13 protein-coding genes are annotated in these 15,844 nt (G+C 73.5%); 5 read left to right on the top strand and 8 right to left on the bottom strand.

Features of this window, described 5'->3' with window-relative positions; all coding sequences use genetic code 11:
* Positions 1–9: 9 nt before the first annotated feature.
* A complete protein-coding gene (locus ACFYSC_RS18515) occupies positions 10–936 on the top strand; it encodes a glycosyltransferase family 2 protein (RefSeq protein WP_389962667.1) in 927 nt (308 codons plus the stop codon).
* A 125-nt stretch (positions 937–1,061) separates the two neighbouring features.
* On the opposite strand, the gene ACFYSC_RS18510 is transcribed toward ACFYSC_RS18515, so the two are convergent.
* Positions 1,062–2,189 carry an acyltransferase family protein gene (locus ACFYSC_RS18510; RefSeq protein WP_389962763.1) on the bottom strand — a complete coding sequence of 376 codons (1,128 nt, stop codon included), beginning with the start codon at positions 2,187–2,189 and terminating at the stop codon, positions 1,062–1,064.
* Positions 2,190–2,603: 414 nt separating this feature from the next.
* Between ACFYSC_RS18510 and ACFYSC_RS18505 the strand changes: the two genes are divergently transcribed.
* The 3 genes from ACFYSC_RS18505 to ACFYSC_RS18495 all read left to right on the top strand — a co-directional run bounded on the left by ACFYSC_RS18505 (position 2,604) and on the right by ACFYSC_RS18495 (position 5,902).
* A complete protein-coding gene (locus ACFYSC_RS18505) occupies positions 2,604–3,629 on the top strand; it encodes a hypothetical protein (RefSeq protein WP_389962664.1) in 1,026 nt (341 codons plus the stop codon).
* Positions 3,630–3,689: 60 nt separating this feature from the next.
* A complete protein-coding gene (locus tag ACFYSC_RS18500) occupies positions 3,690–4,361 on the top strand; it encodes a hypothetical protein (RefSeq protein WP_389962661.1) in 672 nt (223 codons plus the stop codon).
* Positions 4,362–4,471: 110 nt separating this feature from the next.
* Positions 4,472–5,902 carry an O-antigen ligase family protein gene (locus tag ACFYSC_RS18495; RefSeq protein WP_389962658.1) on the top strand — a complete coding sequence of 477 codons (1,431 nt, stop codon included), beginning with the start codon at positions 4,472–4,474 and terminating at the stop codon, positions 5,900–5,902.
* A gap of 144 nt (positions 5,903–6,046) precedes the next feature.
* Here ACFYSC_RS18495 and ACFYSC_RS18490 read toward each other — a convergent pair whose 3' ends face one another.
* The 3 genes from ACFYSC_RS18490 to ACFYSC_RS18480 all read right to left on the bottom strand — a co-directional run bounded on the left by ACFYSC_RS18490 (position 6,047) and on the right by ACFYSC_RS18480 (position 9,972).
* Entirely contained in the window at positions 6,047–8,098 is a 2,052-nt protein-coding gene (locus tag ACFYSC_RS18490; RefSeq protein WP_389962655.1) for a DUF4082 domain-containing protein, read from the bottom strand.
* 381 nt (positions 8,099–8,479) lie between these two features.
* On the bottom strand, positions 8,480–9,412 hold the full coding sequence (locus ACFYSC_RS18485; RefSeq protein WP_389962652.1) for a hypothetical protein: 933 nt from the start codon (positions 9,410–9,412) through the stop codon (positions 8,480–8,482).
* The gene (locus tag ACFYSC_RS18480) at positions 9,409–9,972 is read right to left on the bottom strand and encodes a dTDP-4-dehydrorhamnose 3,5-epimerase family protein (protein WP_389962649.1); all 564 of its coding nucleotides are present in this window, start codon (positions 9,970–9,972) and stop codon (positions 9,409–9,411) included. Before ACFYSC_RS18480 ends, ACFYSC_RS18485 begins: the two co-directional genes overlap by 4 nt.
* 266 nt (positions 9,973–10,238) lie before the next feature.
* On the opposite strand from ACFYSC_RS18480, the gene ACFYSC_RS18475 reads away from it, so the two are divergent.
* Entirely contained in the window at positions 10,239–11,081 is an 843-nt protein-coding gene (locus ACFYSC_RS18475; RefSeq protein WP_389962646.1) for a glycosyltransferase, read from the top strand.
* Positions 11,082–11,196: 115 nt separating this feature from the next.
* Here the strand turns inward: ACFYSC_RS18475 and ACFYSC_RS18470 are convergent, their stop codons facing one another.
* The 4 genes from ACFYSC_RS18470 to ACFYSC_RS18455 form a co-directional block, all read right to left on the bottom strand.
* A complete protein-coding gene (locus ACFYSC_RS18470; RefSeq protein ID WP_389962643.1) occupies positions 11,197–11,964 on the bottom strand; it encodes a methyltransferase domain-containing protein in 768 nt (255 codons plus the stop codon).
* 31 nt (positions 11,965–11,995) lie between these two features.
* Positions 11,996–13,192, bottom strand: a complete 1,197-nt coding sequence (locus ACFYSC_RS18465) for a glycosyltransferase family 4 protein (RefSeq protein WP_389962640.1) — start codon at positions 13,190–13,192, stop codon at positions 11,996–11,998.
* A complete protein-coding gene (locus ACFYSC_RS18460; RefSeq protein WP_389962637.1) occupies positions 13,182–14,558 on the bottom strand; it encodes a nucleotide sugar dehydrogenase in 1,377 nt (458 codons plus the stop codon). Before ACFYSC_RS18460 ends, ACFYSC_RS18465 begins: the two co-directional genes overlap by 11 nt.
* Positions 14,559–14,695: 137 nt before the next feature.
* On the bottom strand, positions 14,696–15,739 hold the full coding sequence (locus tag ACFYSC_RS18455) for a GNAT family N-acetyltransferase (RefSeq protein WP_389962634.1): 1,044 nt from the start codon (positions 15,737–15,739) through the stop codon (positions 14,696–14,698).
* Positions 15,740–15,844: the final 105 nt, after the last annotated feature.

Below are 15,844 nucleotides of genomic sequence, written 5' to 3'. Positions count from 1 at the left end.
GGAGGAGCGATGACCGGTCCCGGCACGCTGGTGTCCGTCGGGCTGCCGGTGCGTAACGGCGCCGCGCGGCTGGAGGGGGTGGTCCGGTCGGTGCTGGCCCAGGACCATCCGGACATCGAGCTGGTGATCTGCGACAACGCCTCCACGGACGGCACGGAGGAGATCTGCCGGGAGCTGGCGCGCGCCGACGACCGGATCGTCTACCACCGGCAGCCGGAGAACGTGGGGCTGCTCAACAACTTCATCGGCGTCGGGCGGCTCGCCCGGGGCGAGTTCCTGCGCTGGGTCGGCGACGACGACCGGCTGGAGCCCGGATGCGTCTCCCGGTCGCTGCGGGCCTTCGCCGAGGACGAGCGGCTCATCCTGGTCACCACTCAGGTCGCCTACACCGACCCGGACGGAACCACCCGGACCGGCGTCTACGAGGGCACCGGGCTGCGCTCCGACGACCCGGTCGAGCGGTTCGCCGAGATGCTGCGCCTGCTCAACGAGAGCCACCTGCTGATCGACCCGCTCTACGGGCTGATGCGCCGCTCCGTCGCGGTCGGCATCCCCCGGCGCAACATGCTCCGGGAGGACGAGGTGTTCGCGGCGAAGCTGGCGCTGGCCGGGCCGTGGGGGCACGTGCCCGAGCTGCTCGCCCACCGCAACTGGAAGCACGAGCGGATGGGGACGATCGCCCGCCGGCTGGACGTGCCCGCCTGGCAGGCCCGGTTCTCCTCCACCCTGCAGTACCGCGAGCTGCTGCGCTGGCTCGACCGGAGCGGCCTCACCGACGACCGGCTCCGCCGCGCGCGGGCCGCCGTGCACCGGATGTACGCGCGCCGCCAGCGCGTGGTCGCGGCCCGGCGTGGACGCAGACTCGCACGGATGGCGGCGAACCTGGTCACCTCCGGCCGGGTCGCCGGGCGTCCGGCGGCCGGCCCGCACCCGTGACGGCGCCGCCGTACGGCGGGCTCGTCCGGGCCGGCGAGGACGCCGGGTGCGTTCGGCGCGGGGACGGACCGGAAGGACCGGCGGGACGGACCGGAAGGACCGGCGGGGTGGTCGGGACGAAGGCGTCAGGGGCGCTCGGGGGCGGGACGCAGCGCCGCGCGCGCCCGTGACATCCGGCCCCGCATCGCCTCGCGCAGCGCGGGCCAGCCGCGGTGACGCTGGAACGGCAGCTCGAAGACCGCCGCGAACGAGCGGGCCGCCACCAGGCTCACCGGCCCGGCCACCGCGAGGGTGACCAGGAACGCCGGGACGCCGCCGGGCACGTGCGGGGCGACGACCAGCCGGTGGATCGTGACGACGATCGGCGCGTGGACCAGGTAGAGCGTGTAGGAGAAGGAACCCAGGCTCCGCACCGGCCGCGTGTCCAGCAGCCGTACCAGCGCGGCCGGGCGGCCCGTCGCCACCCCCGCCAGCAGCAGGGCCACGGCGGGACCCAGCGCGAGATCGACCCAGAAGTAACGTTCCACGGTCCAGGCGGGGCCGCGCGCGACGACCAGCGCCAGCACCGGGACGCAGGCGAGCGCCGCCACCCGGTGCCAGGGGAACCGCCGCACGCGCTCCCCGGCGGCGAGGACGCCCGCCGCGACCACACCCGCCGCGAACAGCCCGGCGAACTGCGGGGTCAGCCGGAGCAGCAGGCCCACCGGGTGCGACACGGGGGCGAGCAGTCCGACCGCCACCACGACGGCGGTGACGGCCGCGAGCATCGCGAACGCGCCGGCCCGGCGCAGCACCAGCAGCAGGAGGGGGAAGACCAGGTAGAGCTGCGCCTCCACGGCGATGGACCAGAAGGCGCCGTTGGGGCTCGGCGCGCCGAAGACGTCGTGCAGCAACAGGCCGTAGACCAGTACCGACTTCGCGGTGGGAGTCCCTTCCCCGGGCTGGGGGACCAGGGTCCAGGCGACCACCAGGCTGAAGGCCAGGGCCGCCCAGTAGGGCGGGAGGATGCGCCAGGCGCGGCGGCGGGCGAACCGGCGCACGCCGCCCAGCCGCCACCCGGACCGAGCCGGGGAGACCGCCAGCGAGAAACCCGACAGGACGATGAACACCACCACCGCGAAGTGGCCGTAGACGAGCCAGGAGAGCCAGCCCGGCCCGGTGTCGGCGGGATAGCCGGGGAAGGCGAGCAGCCGGCAGTGGTGCACCAGCACGAACAGGGCCGCCACGCCGCGGATCCCGTCGAGCCCCGGCAGCCGGCCGCGTTCCCCGGGCCGGGCCGCCGTGGCTTCCGTGGCTTCCGTGGCTTCCGTGGCTTCCGTGGGGGTCGCGGCCTCCGAGGGTCCCGGGCCTCCCCGGCTCACCGCCCGGACCGGTGCCACCGACGCCCCGGCCGGACCCGGCCCGGTCGATCCGTCCTGGTCGTCCCCGGGCGAGGCCCCCATCCGATCAACCCCCGTCTCGGGCGGCACGGCCCCGTTATCTGGGCCTTTTTTGGCCTGTCGACGGGTCTATCGCTGTATGGTCGCCAGACGTAACATCCGGGAAGGGGATGCCGACCGGAATGGTCTCCCAGCCGACCGACGTAACGAGGAACCCGCGTTTTCCGATTGGTGACTGTATTGTCTCGGGGCCCGGTGACGCCCCGGCACAAATAGGGGCGGAGACCTATGGATTTCTGGAAGGCCGTTTTCGCTCTGGTCAGACGGAGATTCATCGGCCCCCCGCTGCTCGTCCTGTCGCTCGTCGCCGCCGCGCTGGCGTTCAACCTCGTGCCCACCACCTACGTCTCGACCACGTCGATGGTGCTGACCACCCCCGCGACCGGCGGGACGCTCCCGGCCGACCCGACCAGGCCGATCGGGCTGACCAACCCGCTGCTGCAGTTCAGTGACGGTCTGCGTGTCACGGCCGGCATCCTCATCCTGTCGATGAACACCCCCGAGGTCGCGGCCGAACTGGGCCTGGTGCAGGGCGGCACCACCGAGATCACGATCAATGACGGACGCACCAACCCGGACCTGCTGGGCATCAGCACCAACGGCCCGTTCGTCTACGTGGAGGTGCGGAGCCGGTCCGCCGCCGAGGCCCAGAGCGTGGTCCTCAAGGCCAAGCAGCGCATCCGGAAGGAACTGCTCACCCGCCAGCAGGCGCTCAGGGCCCCGCGTTCCACCTTCATCTCGGTCGTCGACGTCGTGCCCTCGTCCACCCCGGAAGCGAAGATCACGAGCAAGCTGATGGCCGCGGGCGGGGTGCTGTTCGCGGTGCTGACCGTCGGCTTCGGCGTCGCGTACGGCGTGACGGAGGCGCGGGCGAGCAGACGGCGCCGTGCCGCCGCACCCGCGGGCCCGTTCTCCGCGGGCCCGCCCTCCCCGAAGGCGGCGGCCCCGGTGGCCGGCGCGGAGCCGTCCCTGACCGTTTATCCGCCGTACCCGCCGTACTCGCCGTATCCGCCGGAGGACGTCCGCGGCTCCGCCGAAGGACCGTTCCACGACGAGCCCGCGCAGCTCGTGGTGGTACTGGACGAGGAGGAACCGCCTGAGCCTCCCGGCGGGGGCCACGCGGGCCGTGGGGGCCTCGGTGGAGACCACGAGGACTTCGCCGAGGACTTCGACGGGGACCTCGACGACGACCACGGTGAGCGGGCGACGGACACGGTCGTCTTCACGCGCGCCGGCGGTCGCGGCGAGGAGTAGGAGGGACGAGCCGGTGGGGCCCCACGCCACCCGCCGCCGTCCCGGTTCGAGAGGAAACGCATGGACTTCTGGGGGACGGTTCTCGTCCTGTTCCGGCGCTGGTACGCCGCCGCCCCGGCCTTCGTGCTGTCCCTCGCCATCGCGGCGGGCGTCTACTCGACGATTCCCACCACCTACATCTCCAGCGCGGTCCTCATCCTGACCACGCCGGTGACCGGCGGGAGCCTGCCGAGCAACCCGCGCTACCCCAACGGCCTGACCAACCCCATGCTCAACTTCGAGCAGGGACTGAACGTCTCGGCCTCGATCCTCATCGCGGTGATGGCGACACCCGACATGGCGGCCGAGCTGGGCGTCGCCGAGGACGCCGACACCTCCTACAAGGTCACCAACGGCAGCAACAACCTGGAGTCGCTGGCCACCGGCCCGTACCTCTTCGTCGAGGGGGAGAGCCCGTCGCCGGACGGCGCGCGGGAGATCGTGAACCGGGTCCTCGCGCGCGTCAAGCTCGAACTGGCCAACCGGCAGCGGGCGGTGAAGGCCCCCCAGGCGACGTACATCACCACCTACGAGGCGGTGCCGGCGACGACCCCCGAGCCGCAGCGGACCCGCAAGCTGCGGGGCGTCGCCGCCGCGGTGGGCATCGGCGTCGTGGCGAGCCTGTGCGCGGCGTTCGGGACCGAGAGCTTCGCCCGGGCCCGCGCGGCCCGGCGGCGGGGACCGGCCTCGTGACGACCGTCCCCGCCTCAGCCTCCAGTCCCGCCGGATCCGTTTCGGAAGCGCCCGCCGGGTCCGCTCCCGCCGGGTCCGTTCCGGGGGTGCGCGCCGCCTCCGCTCCGGCCGTGCCCGCCGTACCCGTCCCGGACGCGTCGGTGCACGCTCCGCCGGCCCGCCGCCGCGCCGACGGCGCGACCCTGGTCTGCTTCTTCGTCGTGGCCCTGATGATCGTCCCCGCCCGGCTGGTCCTGCGGGGGCTGCCGCTGTCGCTGACCCCGGCGAACATCCTGGCCCTGGTCGCCGCCGTCTGCTGGCTGTGCGCGCACTTCACCCTCACGCTGGGGATGGCCAAGGGCCGCACGCCGGTGCGCACCGCGCTGTTCGTCCACCTGACCGCGATGGTGGTCTCCTACGGGTACGCCACCTACGGCTACCTGCCCTCCGACGAGCTCAACCTCGCCGACCGCGCCCTGATCCTGCTGGTGGCGGGCGCCGGGCTCGCGCTGATGGTGTGCGACGGGGTGCGCGGCGCCGACCGCCTCGACCTCGTGCTGAAGACCGCGGTGGTGGCGGGGGCGGTCATCGCGGTCATCGGCGCCTGCCAGTTCCTGCTCGACCTCGACCTCACCCGGTACCTCCAGCTCCCGATCCTCCGCTACACCTCCGAGGACGGGTTCGTCACCGCCAGGTCCGACTTCCGCCGGGTCGCCGCGACCACGGGTCACCCGATCGAGTTCGGTGTCGTGTGCGCGATGCTCCTCCCGCTCGCCGCCCACTACGGCTTCCAGGCCCGGCGGCTGGGACGGAGAGCGCTGCGCTGGTGGGCGTGCGCCGCCCTGATCGGGGCGGGCCTGATGTTCTCCGTCTCCCGGTCGGCGGTGCTGAGCCTGGGAGCCGTGGGGGTCGTGCTGTTCCTCGGCTGGCCGGCCCGGCGGCGGATCCAGTCCGTGCTCGTCGGGCTGGCGTTCCTCGCGCTGATGCGGCTCACGGCGCCCGGACTCATCAGCACCTTCTACAACCTGTTCGCCAACGCCGGCACCGACGACAGCGTCCGCTACCGCACGCACGACTACGACGTCGCCGCCTACGAGGTCTCCAGGCACATGCTGCTGGGACGCGGGGCCGGCACCTGGTACGCCCCCAAGTACCAGGTCTTCGACAACCAGTACCTGCTGTCGGCGGTGGAGACGGGGCTGATCGGCGTCACGGTGGTCGTCGCGCTGTTCGTGTGCGCGATCTACTCGGGGCTGCGGGCCCGTCACCTGAGCGCCGACCCCGCAACCCGGGACCTCGGCCTGACCCTCGCGGCCTGCCTCGTGGTCCCGCTGGTCGGGGCGGCCACCTTCGACCTGCTGTCCTTCGCCACCGTCACGGGCCTGTCGTTCCTGCTGATCGGCGCCTCCGGATCGCTGCTGCGCACCGCGGCCGGGGAGACGCGCCCGCGCGCCTCCGGCCACGACGCGGGCCAGGACACCGGCGCCGTACGGTGGCCCGCCCGCACCGGCGGCGCGGCCAGGGAGTCGCTGCGCGTTCCCGGCGGCACCGGCGGCCGCTGAGCACCCCCGGGGGCGACCGGTTCATGCCCGGTGGCGCGGGTGGTTCGTGTCCGGGGGTGGCGCGGGCGGTTCACGGCCGGACGGTGCGTTCGTCCGGACGGCGCGGGCGGCCGTTGAGGCCGTCCGGTCGCCGTCCGGTCGCCGTCATCCGTGGCAGGGCAGCGGGGCGACGGTCGAGGTGACGCGGTAGTTCTGGTCGATGGTGACCAGCGAGTTTCCCGACCAGTCGATCTTCGCGCAGTCGGCCTCGACGGGCCCGTAGACCCACGAGTGGTCGACGAGCCTGTTGCCGCGGACGACCAGCTGCCCGCGGGCGTTCTTGAGTTGGATGCTGTAGGTGCCGCCCATGATGAGGTTGTCGGTGACGGTGGCGTTCACGATCTGGTCGTCGGTGAGGAAGATGGGTGCGGTGATGTCTTTGGCGTGGCGTTGGTCGACGGTGTTGTGGTGGAAGGTGAGGTTTTTTCCGGTGTTGTAGGTCTGGATGCCGTCGGAGTGGTCGCCGGGGTTGGAGCAGAGGTCGACGTAGGAGTCGCGGATGGTGACGTCGTCGCCGGAGGCGCGGAAGCCGTCGCCGTGGCCGCGGACGTGGACGCGCAGGGCGGTGTACTTGTCCTGGCCGATGCCGGGCAGGGTCTGGCAGCCGGAGGCCGGTCCGACCGTGGAGTCGGCGATCGTGAACCGGAAGGTCTTGTCACCGTCGGCGTTGACGACGTATCCGTCGATCCGGCTGTTCCTGACGGTGACGTCGTCGGCGTTGATCAGCAGGTCGCCGGGGATGTGCACGCCGTCGAGGACGGTGCCGGACTTGGTGACGCGGTAGGCGGCGCCGTCCTCGTTCAGGGCCAGGGTCCGCAGCTTCACACCGGGCGGCACGCCCGTGCACGCCGGCGTCGGATACCCCGCGCACACCCTGGGGTCGGGGACGGGGTCCGGGTCGCGCGGCGGGACCGGCTTCGACGTGGGCGTGGGCCCGCCTGTTCCGGGCGTGTCGCCCGGTCCGTCCGAGCCCTTGCCGGTCGGCTCGGGCCGGGGGGTCCTGCCGCCCGGGGAGCCGGAGCCGTCGTCCGGAAGGGACGTGGCGTCCCCGCCCGGATCGGGGGACGGGCCGGATGTGGCGGTGCCGTCCGGCTCGGGCGACGGGGAGGGCGTGACGCCCGGCCACCGGTCGCCACCGGAGCGCCGGGCGTCGCCGGAGCGCCGGTCGTCGTCCGGCCCCCGGCCCTCGTCCGGTGCCGGGCTCCCGCCGGGCCACGGGTCGTCTCCGGGCCACGCGGTCTCGCCGTCCCACGGGATCTGGTCCGGCCAGTAGCCCCTGTCCTCCCAGCCTCCCCGGTCCGGCGCCGGGGTCGTCTTCCCGGGGAAGGGCCGGGGGGTGGACGCCCCGGTGTCCCGCTGCTCCCCGGTCTGGGGACGCCAGCGGAAGACGACGTCCACCCAGTAGTTGTACTGCTTCGGGTTCGACCGCCGGGGGAAGGCGCTGGAGCCGTACCCGAACACGCCCGCGTCGCGCCGCGTCGTGGCCAGCGGGCCGGAGCGGGCCGGGCGGGAGCCGTCGGTGCCCACGTAGGTGCCGTGGACGCTGTGGTAGGAGACCGTGTACGTCCGCCCGGCGGCCAGCCGTACCGGTGAGGCGAAGCGGGCCTCCTGCCAGCCCGACGCGGTCTCGTCATCGAAGGTGACCCGCGCCAGCCGCTGCCCGCGGGCGTCCCACAGGCTTCCGGTGTGCTCGCCCTGCTCGCCCCGGGCCTTGTAGAACCGCACGCCCGTCGCCCAGCCGCCGCGGGCCGCGGTGAAGCGCGTCCCGAGCTCGACGGGCGAGCGGTCGGCGTGCGTCCCGGCCCGCACCGGGGTGTCCGGCCGCCACAGGCTCGTCTCCTTCGAGCCGGAGCCGGAGCCGGTGCCGGAGTCGGAGGTCCCGGAGCCGGACGCGCGGGAGTCCGCGCCGCCGGAGCCGGACGCGCCGGGATCGGAGGCGTCGCCGGGGACCGGGGTGAAGACGGCGGGGGCGGGACGTCCGGCGGCCGCCTCCCGGAAGGCGACGCCGTCGCGGGTGAGGGCCCAGACGGCCGGGCCGGTCGCCGCCGCGAGGACGGCGACCAGCGCCGTCGTCAGAACCGGCGGTCGCCGCCGGGATGGTGCGGGTGGTGCGCTCTCGCTATTCCCCTCGTGCCGCGGGGGGCTCGTACTGGACATTCCTGTGACCTCCGCGCCGGTTCTCGCCCGGCTCGATGATGTGTCCGCTTGGTCCTCGCACAGGGGACATTGTTGCGGCTGGGGTCACAGATACGCACCGTTTTCACGAGTATTGGTCTGCGAACGGTCCGGGAATGCTCGGTGAGCGTCCATGTGGACGGACCGGCGAACGGTTATCCGACAGGCCGGAAATGGAACCGGAAACGACATCGAAAACGGCGCCGGAAAAGGTGAACATGTCGCGCGATTTTCCGATCATCGCGCCGGCCCCCGGCGCCGGAGCGCCCGGGGCGGTGGTCCGTGCGGGGAGGCGGGGCCGCTCGCACCAGGTCGTTTCCGCCGTCCCGCCCGCGTGGACGGCGCCCCGCCTTCCCCGCCGGGTCAGCCCGCGCAGGGCAGCGGGCCGACGGTCGAGGTGACGCGGTACTGCTCGTCGATGGTGACCAGAGAGTTGCCCGACCAGTCGATCTTCGCGCATTCCGAGTCGACCGGCCCGTAGACCCACGACCTGTCGACCAGCTTGTTGTCCCGCATGACCATTTTCCCGCGCCCGTTCCTCAGTTGGATGCTGTAGGTGCCGCCCATGATGAGGTTGTCGGTGACGGTGGCGTTCACGATCTGGTCGTCGGTGAGGAAGATGGGTGCGGTGATGTCTTTGGCGTGGCGTTGGTCGACGGTGTTGTGGTGGAAGGTGAGGTTTTTCCCGGTGTTGTAGGTCTGGATGCCGTCGGAGTGGTCGCCGGGGTTGGAGCAGAGGTCGACGTAGGAGTCGCGGATGGTGACGTCGTCGCCGGAGGCGCGGAAGCCGTCGCCGTGGCCGCGGACGTGGACGCGCAGGGCGGTGTACTTGTCCTGGCCGATGCCGGGCAGGGTCTGGCAGCCGGAGGCCGGTCCGACCGTGGAGTCGGCGATCGTGAACCGGAAGGTCTTGTCACCGTCGGCGTTGACGACGTATCCGTCGATCCGGCTGTTCCTGACGGTGACGTCGTCGGCGTGGACGAGCAGCACGCCGGGGATGTGCACGCCGTCGAGGACGGTGCCGGACTTGGTGACGCGGTAGGCGGCGCCGTCCTCGTTCAGGGCCAGGGTCCGCAGCTTCACACCGGACGGCACGCCCGTGCACGCCGGCGTCGGATATCCGGGGCAGCGGCCGGCGGCCCCGGGAGCGGGGCCGGTGGTGGACACGGCCGGCCCGGGGGTGGGGCCGCTCCTCGCCGGAGGAGCCTGCGCGGGGGCGCCGCATCCGGCCAGCAGCGTCACGGCGGCCACCGGGACGGCGGCGAGCAGCCTGCCCCATCGCATCGCGTCGTTCACCTCGTCGCTTCCGGGGTTCCGAGCCGGTCCCGGAGTCGTTCCCACGATCCCGCGGAAAGATCCCGGTCACTGATCGCGGAGACCGGAAGCGGCCAGTCGATCCCCAGCGCCGGGTCGTCGTAGCGGACCGACAGGTCCTCGGCCGGGTCGTGCTCGCGGTCGATGCGGTAGCACACGTCGGTCTGCCCGGTCAGCGCCTGGAACCCGTGCAGCAGCCCCGGCGGCACGTAGAGGGTCACGAAGCTCTCGTCGTCGAGCAGCACCGAGATCCGTTCGCCGAAGGTGGGCGAGTGCGGGCGGGCGTCCACCAGCACGTCGTGCACGGCCCCGCGCGCGCAGCGCACCAGCTTGGCCTCGCCCCGGCCGGAACGGCCGTGCATGCCGCGGATCGTGCCCCGGCGTGAGCGCGACTGGCTGTCCTGGACGAACGCGGCGGGGTCGAGCCCGGCCCGCTCAGCGACGACCGTGTCGAAGGTCCGGGTGAACAGACCCCGGTCGTCACGGTGCGGCGTCGGTACGAACAACAGCACCCCGTCGATGGCGGTTCGCTCTACTCTCAAGGCGTCATCCCCTTTCGCGGTTTCACGGTCGGTCGGGAGGCGTTCCGGTGAGCGACCAGGTGAACGATCCTGCGCCGGGTACGGCGGACGCCCCGGCGCACGGTCCGCACGGTCCGGACCCCTCGGCACACGCTTCGCGCGATCCAGGCGCCCCGGCGCGCGGTTCGCACGGTCCGGACCCCTCGGCACACGCTTCGCGCGATCCGGCCGTTCCGGCGCACGCTTCGCACGGCCCGGACGCCCCGGCGCGCGGTCCGGAGGCCCCGGTGGTCAGTATCGTGGTCCCGGCGCACGACGAGGAGGCCGTCATCGCGGGCGGCCTCGCCCGGCTGCTCGACGGTTCGGCGCCCGGTGAGTTCGACGTCGTGGTGGTGGCCAACGCCTGCTCCGACCGTACGGCGGAAGCCGCCCGGCGGCCGGGCGTGCGGGTCCTGGAGACGCCGGTCCCGGGCAAGGCCCACGCGCTGCGGCTCGGCGACGCGGCCTGCCGTACGTTCCCCCGTCTCTACCTGGACGCCGACGTCGAGCTGGACGCCGCGGCGGTGCGCGCGCTCGTCGCGGCCGCGGCCCGGCCGGGGGTGCTCGCCTGCGCCCCGGTGCCCGACTGGGACCTCACCGGGACCGGCCCGGTCGCCCGGCGCGTGCACCGGGTGCACGACCGGCTCATCGCGCCGCTGCGCGGGCTGGCCGGGGCCGGGGCCTACCTCCTCACCGAGCGGGGGCACGCCAGGGTCTTCCCCATGCCGGACGTGATCTCCGACGACGGCTGGGTGCACGGGAGCTTCGCCCCGCACGAGCGGGTGACCGTGCCCGAGGCCCGGACCGTCGTCCGGCCCGCCCCGACCGTCGCGGCGCACCTCAGGCGGCGGGTACGGGTACGGCTCGGCAACCGGCAGCTCGCCGGGCTGGGCCGGTCCGCGGCCGAGGGACGCCTGCGGCTCGGCTCGCTGGCCGCCCTGGTGCGGGGGCGCCGGGTGAGCCCGCTCGACGCGGCCTGCTACCTCGCCGTCCTGCTCGCGGACCGGGTGCTGACCCGGGTGCGCGCCCGCCGCGACGGCCGGGTCCAGTGGGGCACGGACGGCGGCAGCCGCGCCCGCCCGGCCCGCTGACCCGCGCACCGCGCCACGCCGCGCGGCGACCGCCCCGGTTCCGCGTGCCGTGCCGTGCCGTACGGCGGCCGCCGTCGCCGGGCGGACCGGGCTCCGCGGGCCCGCCTCGGCGGGCTCAGGCGTAGGGGGCATCGGGCCTCTCGGTGATCGAGTAGACCCGGGTCAGGCCGAACGGGCCCTCCTGCCGGGTCCCGCGCCCGTGCGTCACCGTGCGCAGAGGGCGGAAACGGCCGGTGCCCAGGAGGAACTCCTCCTCCGTGGGGTTGAAGTAGATCACCGTGACCCGGCGCGGGCTGCGGTCCACGCTCGCGAGCAGCCGCTCGATCACGGTCTCGAAGGTCTCCCCCCGGAAGGGGTTGTTGAGGAACACCACGCTGACGTCGTCGGGGATCCGGTAGTCGAGCACGTCCGACCGGACCAGCTCGACGTCCCGGCAGCGCAGGCGCAGACGGGTGCTCGAGAGGTTCCGCCGGGCGATGTCGTTGAGCTGCTCCGACAGCTCGACGCCGATCACCTTCCCGAACCGGTACCGGGAGGCGGCCTCCAGCACCATGCGGCCCATGCCGGACCCCAGGTCGACGAACACGTCGCGCTCGCCGACCTCGTCCCCGGGCAGCGCCCGGCGCAGCGTCCGCCAGTTCGCCGCCGAGTAGTAGACCCGGTCGTCGCGGGCCAGCCCGAAGTCCTCCAGGCTCACGACCTCGGCGGTCCGCACGCCGTACCGGCGTTCGAAGAGCAGCCGCCCCGCGGCGCGGCGGAGCCACCGGTGGGCCCGCCCGAACCCGCCCAGCAGGGCGCCCGTCACCGCCGCCGCCGCGTCGGCGACGGCCTCCGCGACGGGGGCGGCCTCGGTGGACACGACGGTCTCGACGAGCACGCTCACGATGACCACTCCTTCGTCGTCATGGGTGAGGTCACGACCCCGCGCGCCGGGGACGGGCGGCCTCGTAGGCGGCCAGCAGCGCCGCCCGGGAGTGCTCCCAGGACAGCGGTCCGGCGACCCGGGCCCGGCCGATCTCGCCCATCCGCCGCCGCTCCTCCGGGTCGTCGAGCAGGCGGGCGACGAGCTTGGCGAACGCCGACTCGTCATTGGCCGGCGCGTACAGCGCGGCGTCCCCGGCCGACACCCTCGCCTCCCGCAGGTCGAAGGAGACGACCGGGCGGGCCATCGCCATGTACTCCATGATCTTGTTCATGGTCGACACGTCGTTGAGCGGGTTGAGCGGGTCGGGCGCCAGGCAGACGTCGGCGGCGGACAGGTAGCGCAGCAGGTCGTCGTCGGGGATCCGGCCGGTGAACTCCACCTGGCCGGCCAGGCCCAGCTCGCGGGAGAGGGCCACCATGTCGTCGAAGGTGTCGCCCGCGCCGACGAACACCGCGTGCCAGTCCGTACGGCCCAGCTCGTCGCGGAGCCGGGCCAGCGACCGCAGCGCGTAGTCCACCCCGTCCTGCGGGCCCATCACCCCGAGGTAGCACAGCAGGTACGGTTTGCCCCGCCTGAGCCCCTCCTCGACGGGCACCTCGTGGAACCGCTCGACCACCGGGGCGCTGCGCACCACGAACACCCGGTCCGGCCGTTTCCCGCCCCGCCGGATCGCGACGTCGCGGTAGCTCTCGTTGGTCGCGATGACCACGTCGGCCGCGCGGTAGGTGAGCCGTTCCAGGAGGCGGACGGCCCGGTAGAGGAGGTCCTCGCCGCGGCCGAAGCGCGACAAATACAGCTCGGGCACCAGGTCGTGCTGGTCGAAGACGAACCGGGCGCCGCGCCGCCGCATCGCCAGCGCCACCAGGAACAGCAGGTCGGGCGGGTTGCAGGCGTGCACGACGTGCACAGGCCCGACCCGCCGGGCCAGCCGGAAGGTGTGCCACAGAGCCGTGCCGTACTCCCGCAGGTAGCCGAGCGGGCCGCCGGTCGCGGCCCGCAGCGGGTAGCGGTGGATGCGCACCCCCTCCACCTCGGCGTACGGCTCGGTGTCCCGTTTCGCGCCCCGCGGGCAGATGACGTGCACCTCCCAGCCGGCGTCGCGCAGCGCGGTGCTCTCCTGCCAGACCCGGCGGTCGAACGGCACGGAGAGGTTCTCGACGAGGATGAGTGCTTTCCTACCAGCCAAGGCCCACATATCCAGGGTGTGCCCGGCGCGCGGCGGCGTCGGGGAGGCGGACGAGGTCGATGATCGCGCGGTCTCCTGCTCCGGCCAGCGCGTCCAGCACGGCGGGGTCCTTGCAGCCGACGACGCAGACGTCGGCGTGCGCGAGCACCTCGTCCGCGGAGCCGCTCAGCAGGTCGCCCAGGTGCGGCAGCCTGCCGGCGATGTAGTCGCGGTTGGCCCCCATCAGCCGTGACAGGGAGACGTTGGCGTCGTAGATGCGCAGGTCGTAGCCCTTGCCCAGGAGCCGTTCGGCCAGCTCGACCATGGGGCTCTCCCGCAGGTCGTCGGTGCCCGGCTTGAACGACAGCCCGAACAACCCGACCCGGCGGCCGCCCGCGGCGGTGACCAGCTCGAAGGCGCGGCGCAGGTGGTCCTCGTTGGACGGCAGGACGTGCGCCAGCAGCGGCACCGAGACGTCGGCCCGCCGGGCCGCGTACACCAGGCCCCGCAGGTCCTTGGGCAGGCAAGAGCCGCCGAAGGCGAAGCCCGGCCGCAGGTAGGCCGGGCTGATGTTGAGCTTGCGGTCGGCGAGGAAGACGTCCATCACCCGGTGGGAGTCGAGCCCGAGCGCCTGGCAGATCGCGCCGATCTCGTTCGCGAAACTGATCTTCAGGCCGTGGAAGGCGTTGTCGGTGTACTTCGTCATCTCGGCCACCGTGATCGGCACCCGGAACACCTCGCCCGGCAGCCCCTCGTAGAGCGCGGCGACCACGTCGCCGCTCGCGCGGTCGAGTTCGCCGATGACGGTCTTGGGCGGGTCGAAGAAGTCGCGCACGCTGGTGCCCTCGCGGAGGAACTCCGGATTGACCGCCACGCCGAAGCCGGTCCCGGCGACCAGGCCGGACTCCCGCTCCAGGATCGGGACCAGCAGGTCCTCGCAGGTGCCGGGGAGCATGGTGCTGCGGAAGACGACGGTGTGCCGCCGGGCTCCGTCCACGGGGGTCCCGGCCGCCGGCGTTCGGGTGGCGGGCGTCCCGGCGGCGGGTGCCTTGGCGGCCAGCGCGCGGCCGATCTGCTCGGCGACCCGCTCCAGGTAGGCGGTGGACAGGCTGCCGTTCGGCGCGGACGGCGTGCCCACGCAGACCAGCGAGACGTCGGTCGCGGCGACCGCCTCCGCGACGTCGGCCGTGGCCCGCAGCGCGCCGCTCCGCACGGCCTCCGCGGTCAGCTCGCCGATGCGCTCCTCGACGACCGGGGCCAGGCCGCGGGCGACCAGGTCGACCTTCGACGGGTTGACGTCGACGCCGACCACCTCGTGCCCGGCGGAGGCGAGGCAGGCGGCGGAGACGCAGCCGACGTAGCCGAGCCCGAAAACGCTGATTCTCACTGGGGACCGCCTCCATGGGGTCGTCCGCCGTCCGCGGGCGGGAGGCGTTTTCCGCGCCCCGCACTGCTCGTTCTTTGATCAGGTGATTTTCTGCGAGCGTTACGAAGTGAAAAATGGAAGCTCTGGCTCTTATGGCATTAATTTCTCATTAATGTGCGGATTTTTCGGGTCATATTTTGTAACCCCGGTCCCAGGGGAGACGCCTTGGCCGCGGCCACCGCCGAGTCGCGCGCCCGCCGCAGCGCCCGCCGGGCCGCGCTCCGGGTGACCAGCCCCTGGCACACCGTCGTCTCACCGGTCTTGGCCCGCCGCTTGTACTCGTCGTCCCCCCGCCCGAGGTCGACGCGGGTGATGCCGAGGGACGGGGCGGCGGCGGCGATCTCACGCAGCAGGATCCACCCGGGGGCGAGGCCCGCGAAGGCCGGATCGTAGACGGGGAACCACCAGTGCAGCACGTTTCCCGAGCGGATCCCGAAATGCGCGGCGATCAGGTGCGGACCCGCGTGCACCGCGGACAGGATCCCGCCGAACGAGGGGTCCCGCACCCGCAGCAGCCGCTCCAGCAGTTCGCGGCGGCCCGGCTCGGCGAAGTGGTCGCGGACGCCGGTGGCGGCGTACTGCGCCCGCTTCAGCGCCACCACCCGCCCGAGGATCTCCGGGTCGGCCACGTCGGCGGTGAAGCGCACCGCGCCGTGGTCCCGCTCGGCCCGCCTCGCGCGGCGCCGGGCCTGCGCCATGTTGTCCCGGCCGCTGCGCGAGGCCCGGCTCAGATACCCCTCCAGCCCCCCGGTGACGTCGATGTACGGCGACGCCCGCCGCGACTCCACCCACGGGGCGAAGTCCGGGCAGCTCTCCACGAGGTGGTCGAACGCGAAGCCGCGCACCCCGCCGGTGAGCAGGGCCGAAGGAGGGAAGGACGACCCGGCCGCGAGCACCGGCCCCTGGAAGTCGGCGCCCGGCCAGCCCACGGGCCTGGCCAGCGACCCCTCGCGGTGGTGGGGCAGCAGGGCGCGGACCGCGCCGCCGCCGTCCCGGCCGACGGCGACCCGCACCTCGAAGCCGCTCGCGTGCACGGCGGCGGTGAAGCCCGGGTGGAAGTAGGGGCTGTCCAGCAGCGGGTTGGCCGCCCGCAGCGAATGCCAGACGTCGAGCTCCTCGGCGGTGAGCGCGTCGAAGCCCACCGTCCGGACGGTCCGAACGGCCTGAGCGGCCCGAACGGCCTGAGCGGCCTGAGCGGCCTGAGCGGTTCGCGCGGGCGGCGCCGCGTCCGAGGGCATGGTCATCGT

Source organism: Streptosporangium sp. NPDC004379 (genome assembly GCF_042873875.1).
Classification (GTDB): Bacteria; Actinomycetota; Actinomycetes; order Streptosporangiales; family Streptosporangiaceae; genus Streptosporangium.
Note: the sequence above shows the minus strand (reverse complement) of the source record. Positions and strands in the feature narration are given on the sequence as shown.

Bases quoted from the DNA above. Each gene is read 5' to 3' on its own strand.
- ACFYSC_RS18505 (WP_389962664.1), top strand. From the start codon at position 2,604: ATGGATTTCTGGAAGGCCGTTTTCGCTCTGGTCAGACGGAGATTCATC.
- ACFYSC_RS18515 (WP_389962667.1), top strand. From the start codon at position 10: ATGACCGGTCCCGGCACGCTGGTGTCCGTCGGGCTGCCGGTGCGTAAC.
- ACFYSC_RS18500 (WP_389962661.1), top strand. From the start codon at position 3,690: ATGGACTTCTGGGGGACGGTTCTCGTCCTGTTCCGGCGCTGGTACGCC.
- ACFYSC_RS18490 (WP_389962655.1), bottom strand. From the start codon at position 8,098: ATGTCCAGTACGAGCCCCCCGCGGCACGAGGGGAATAGCGAGAGCGCA.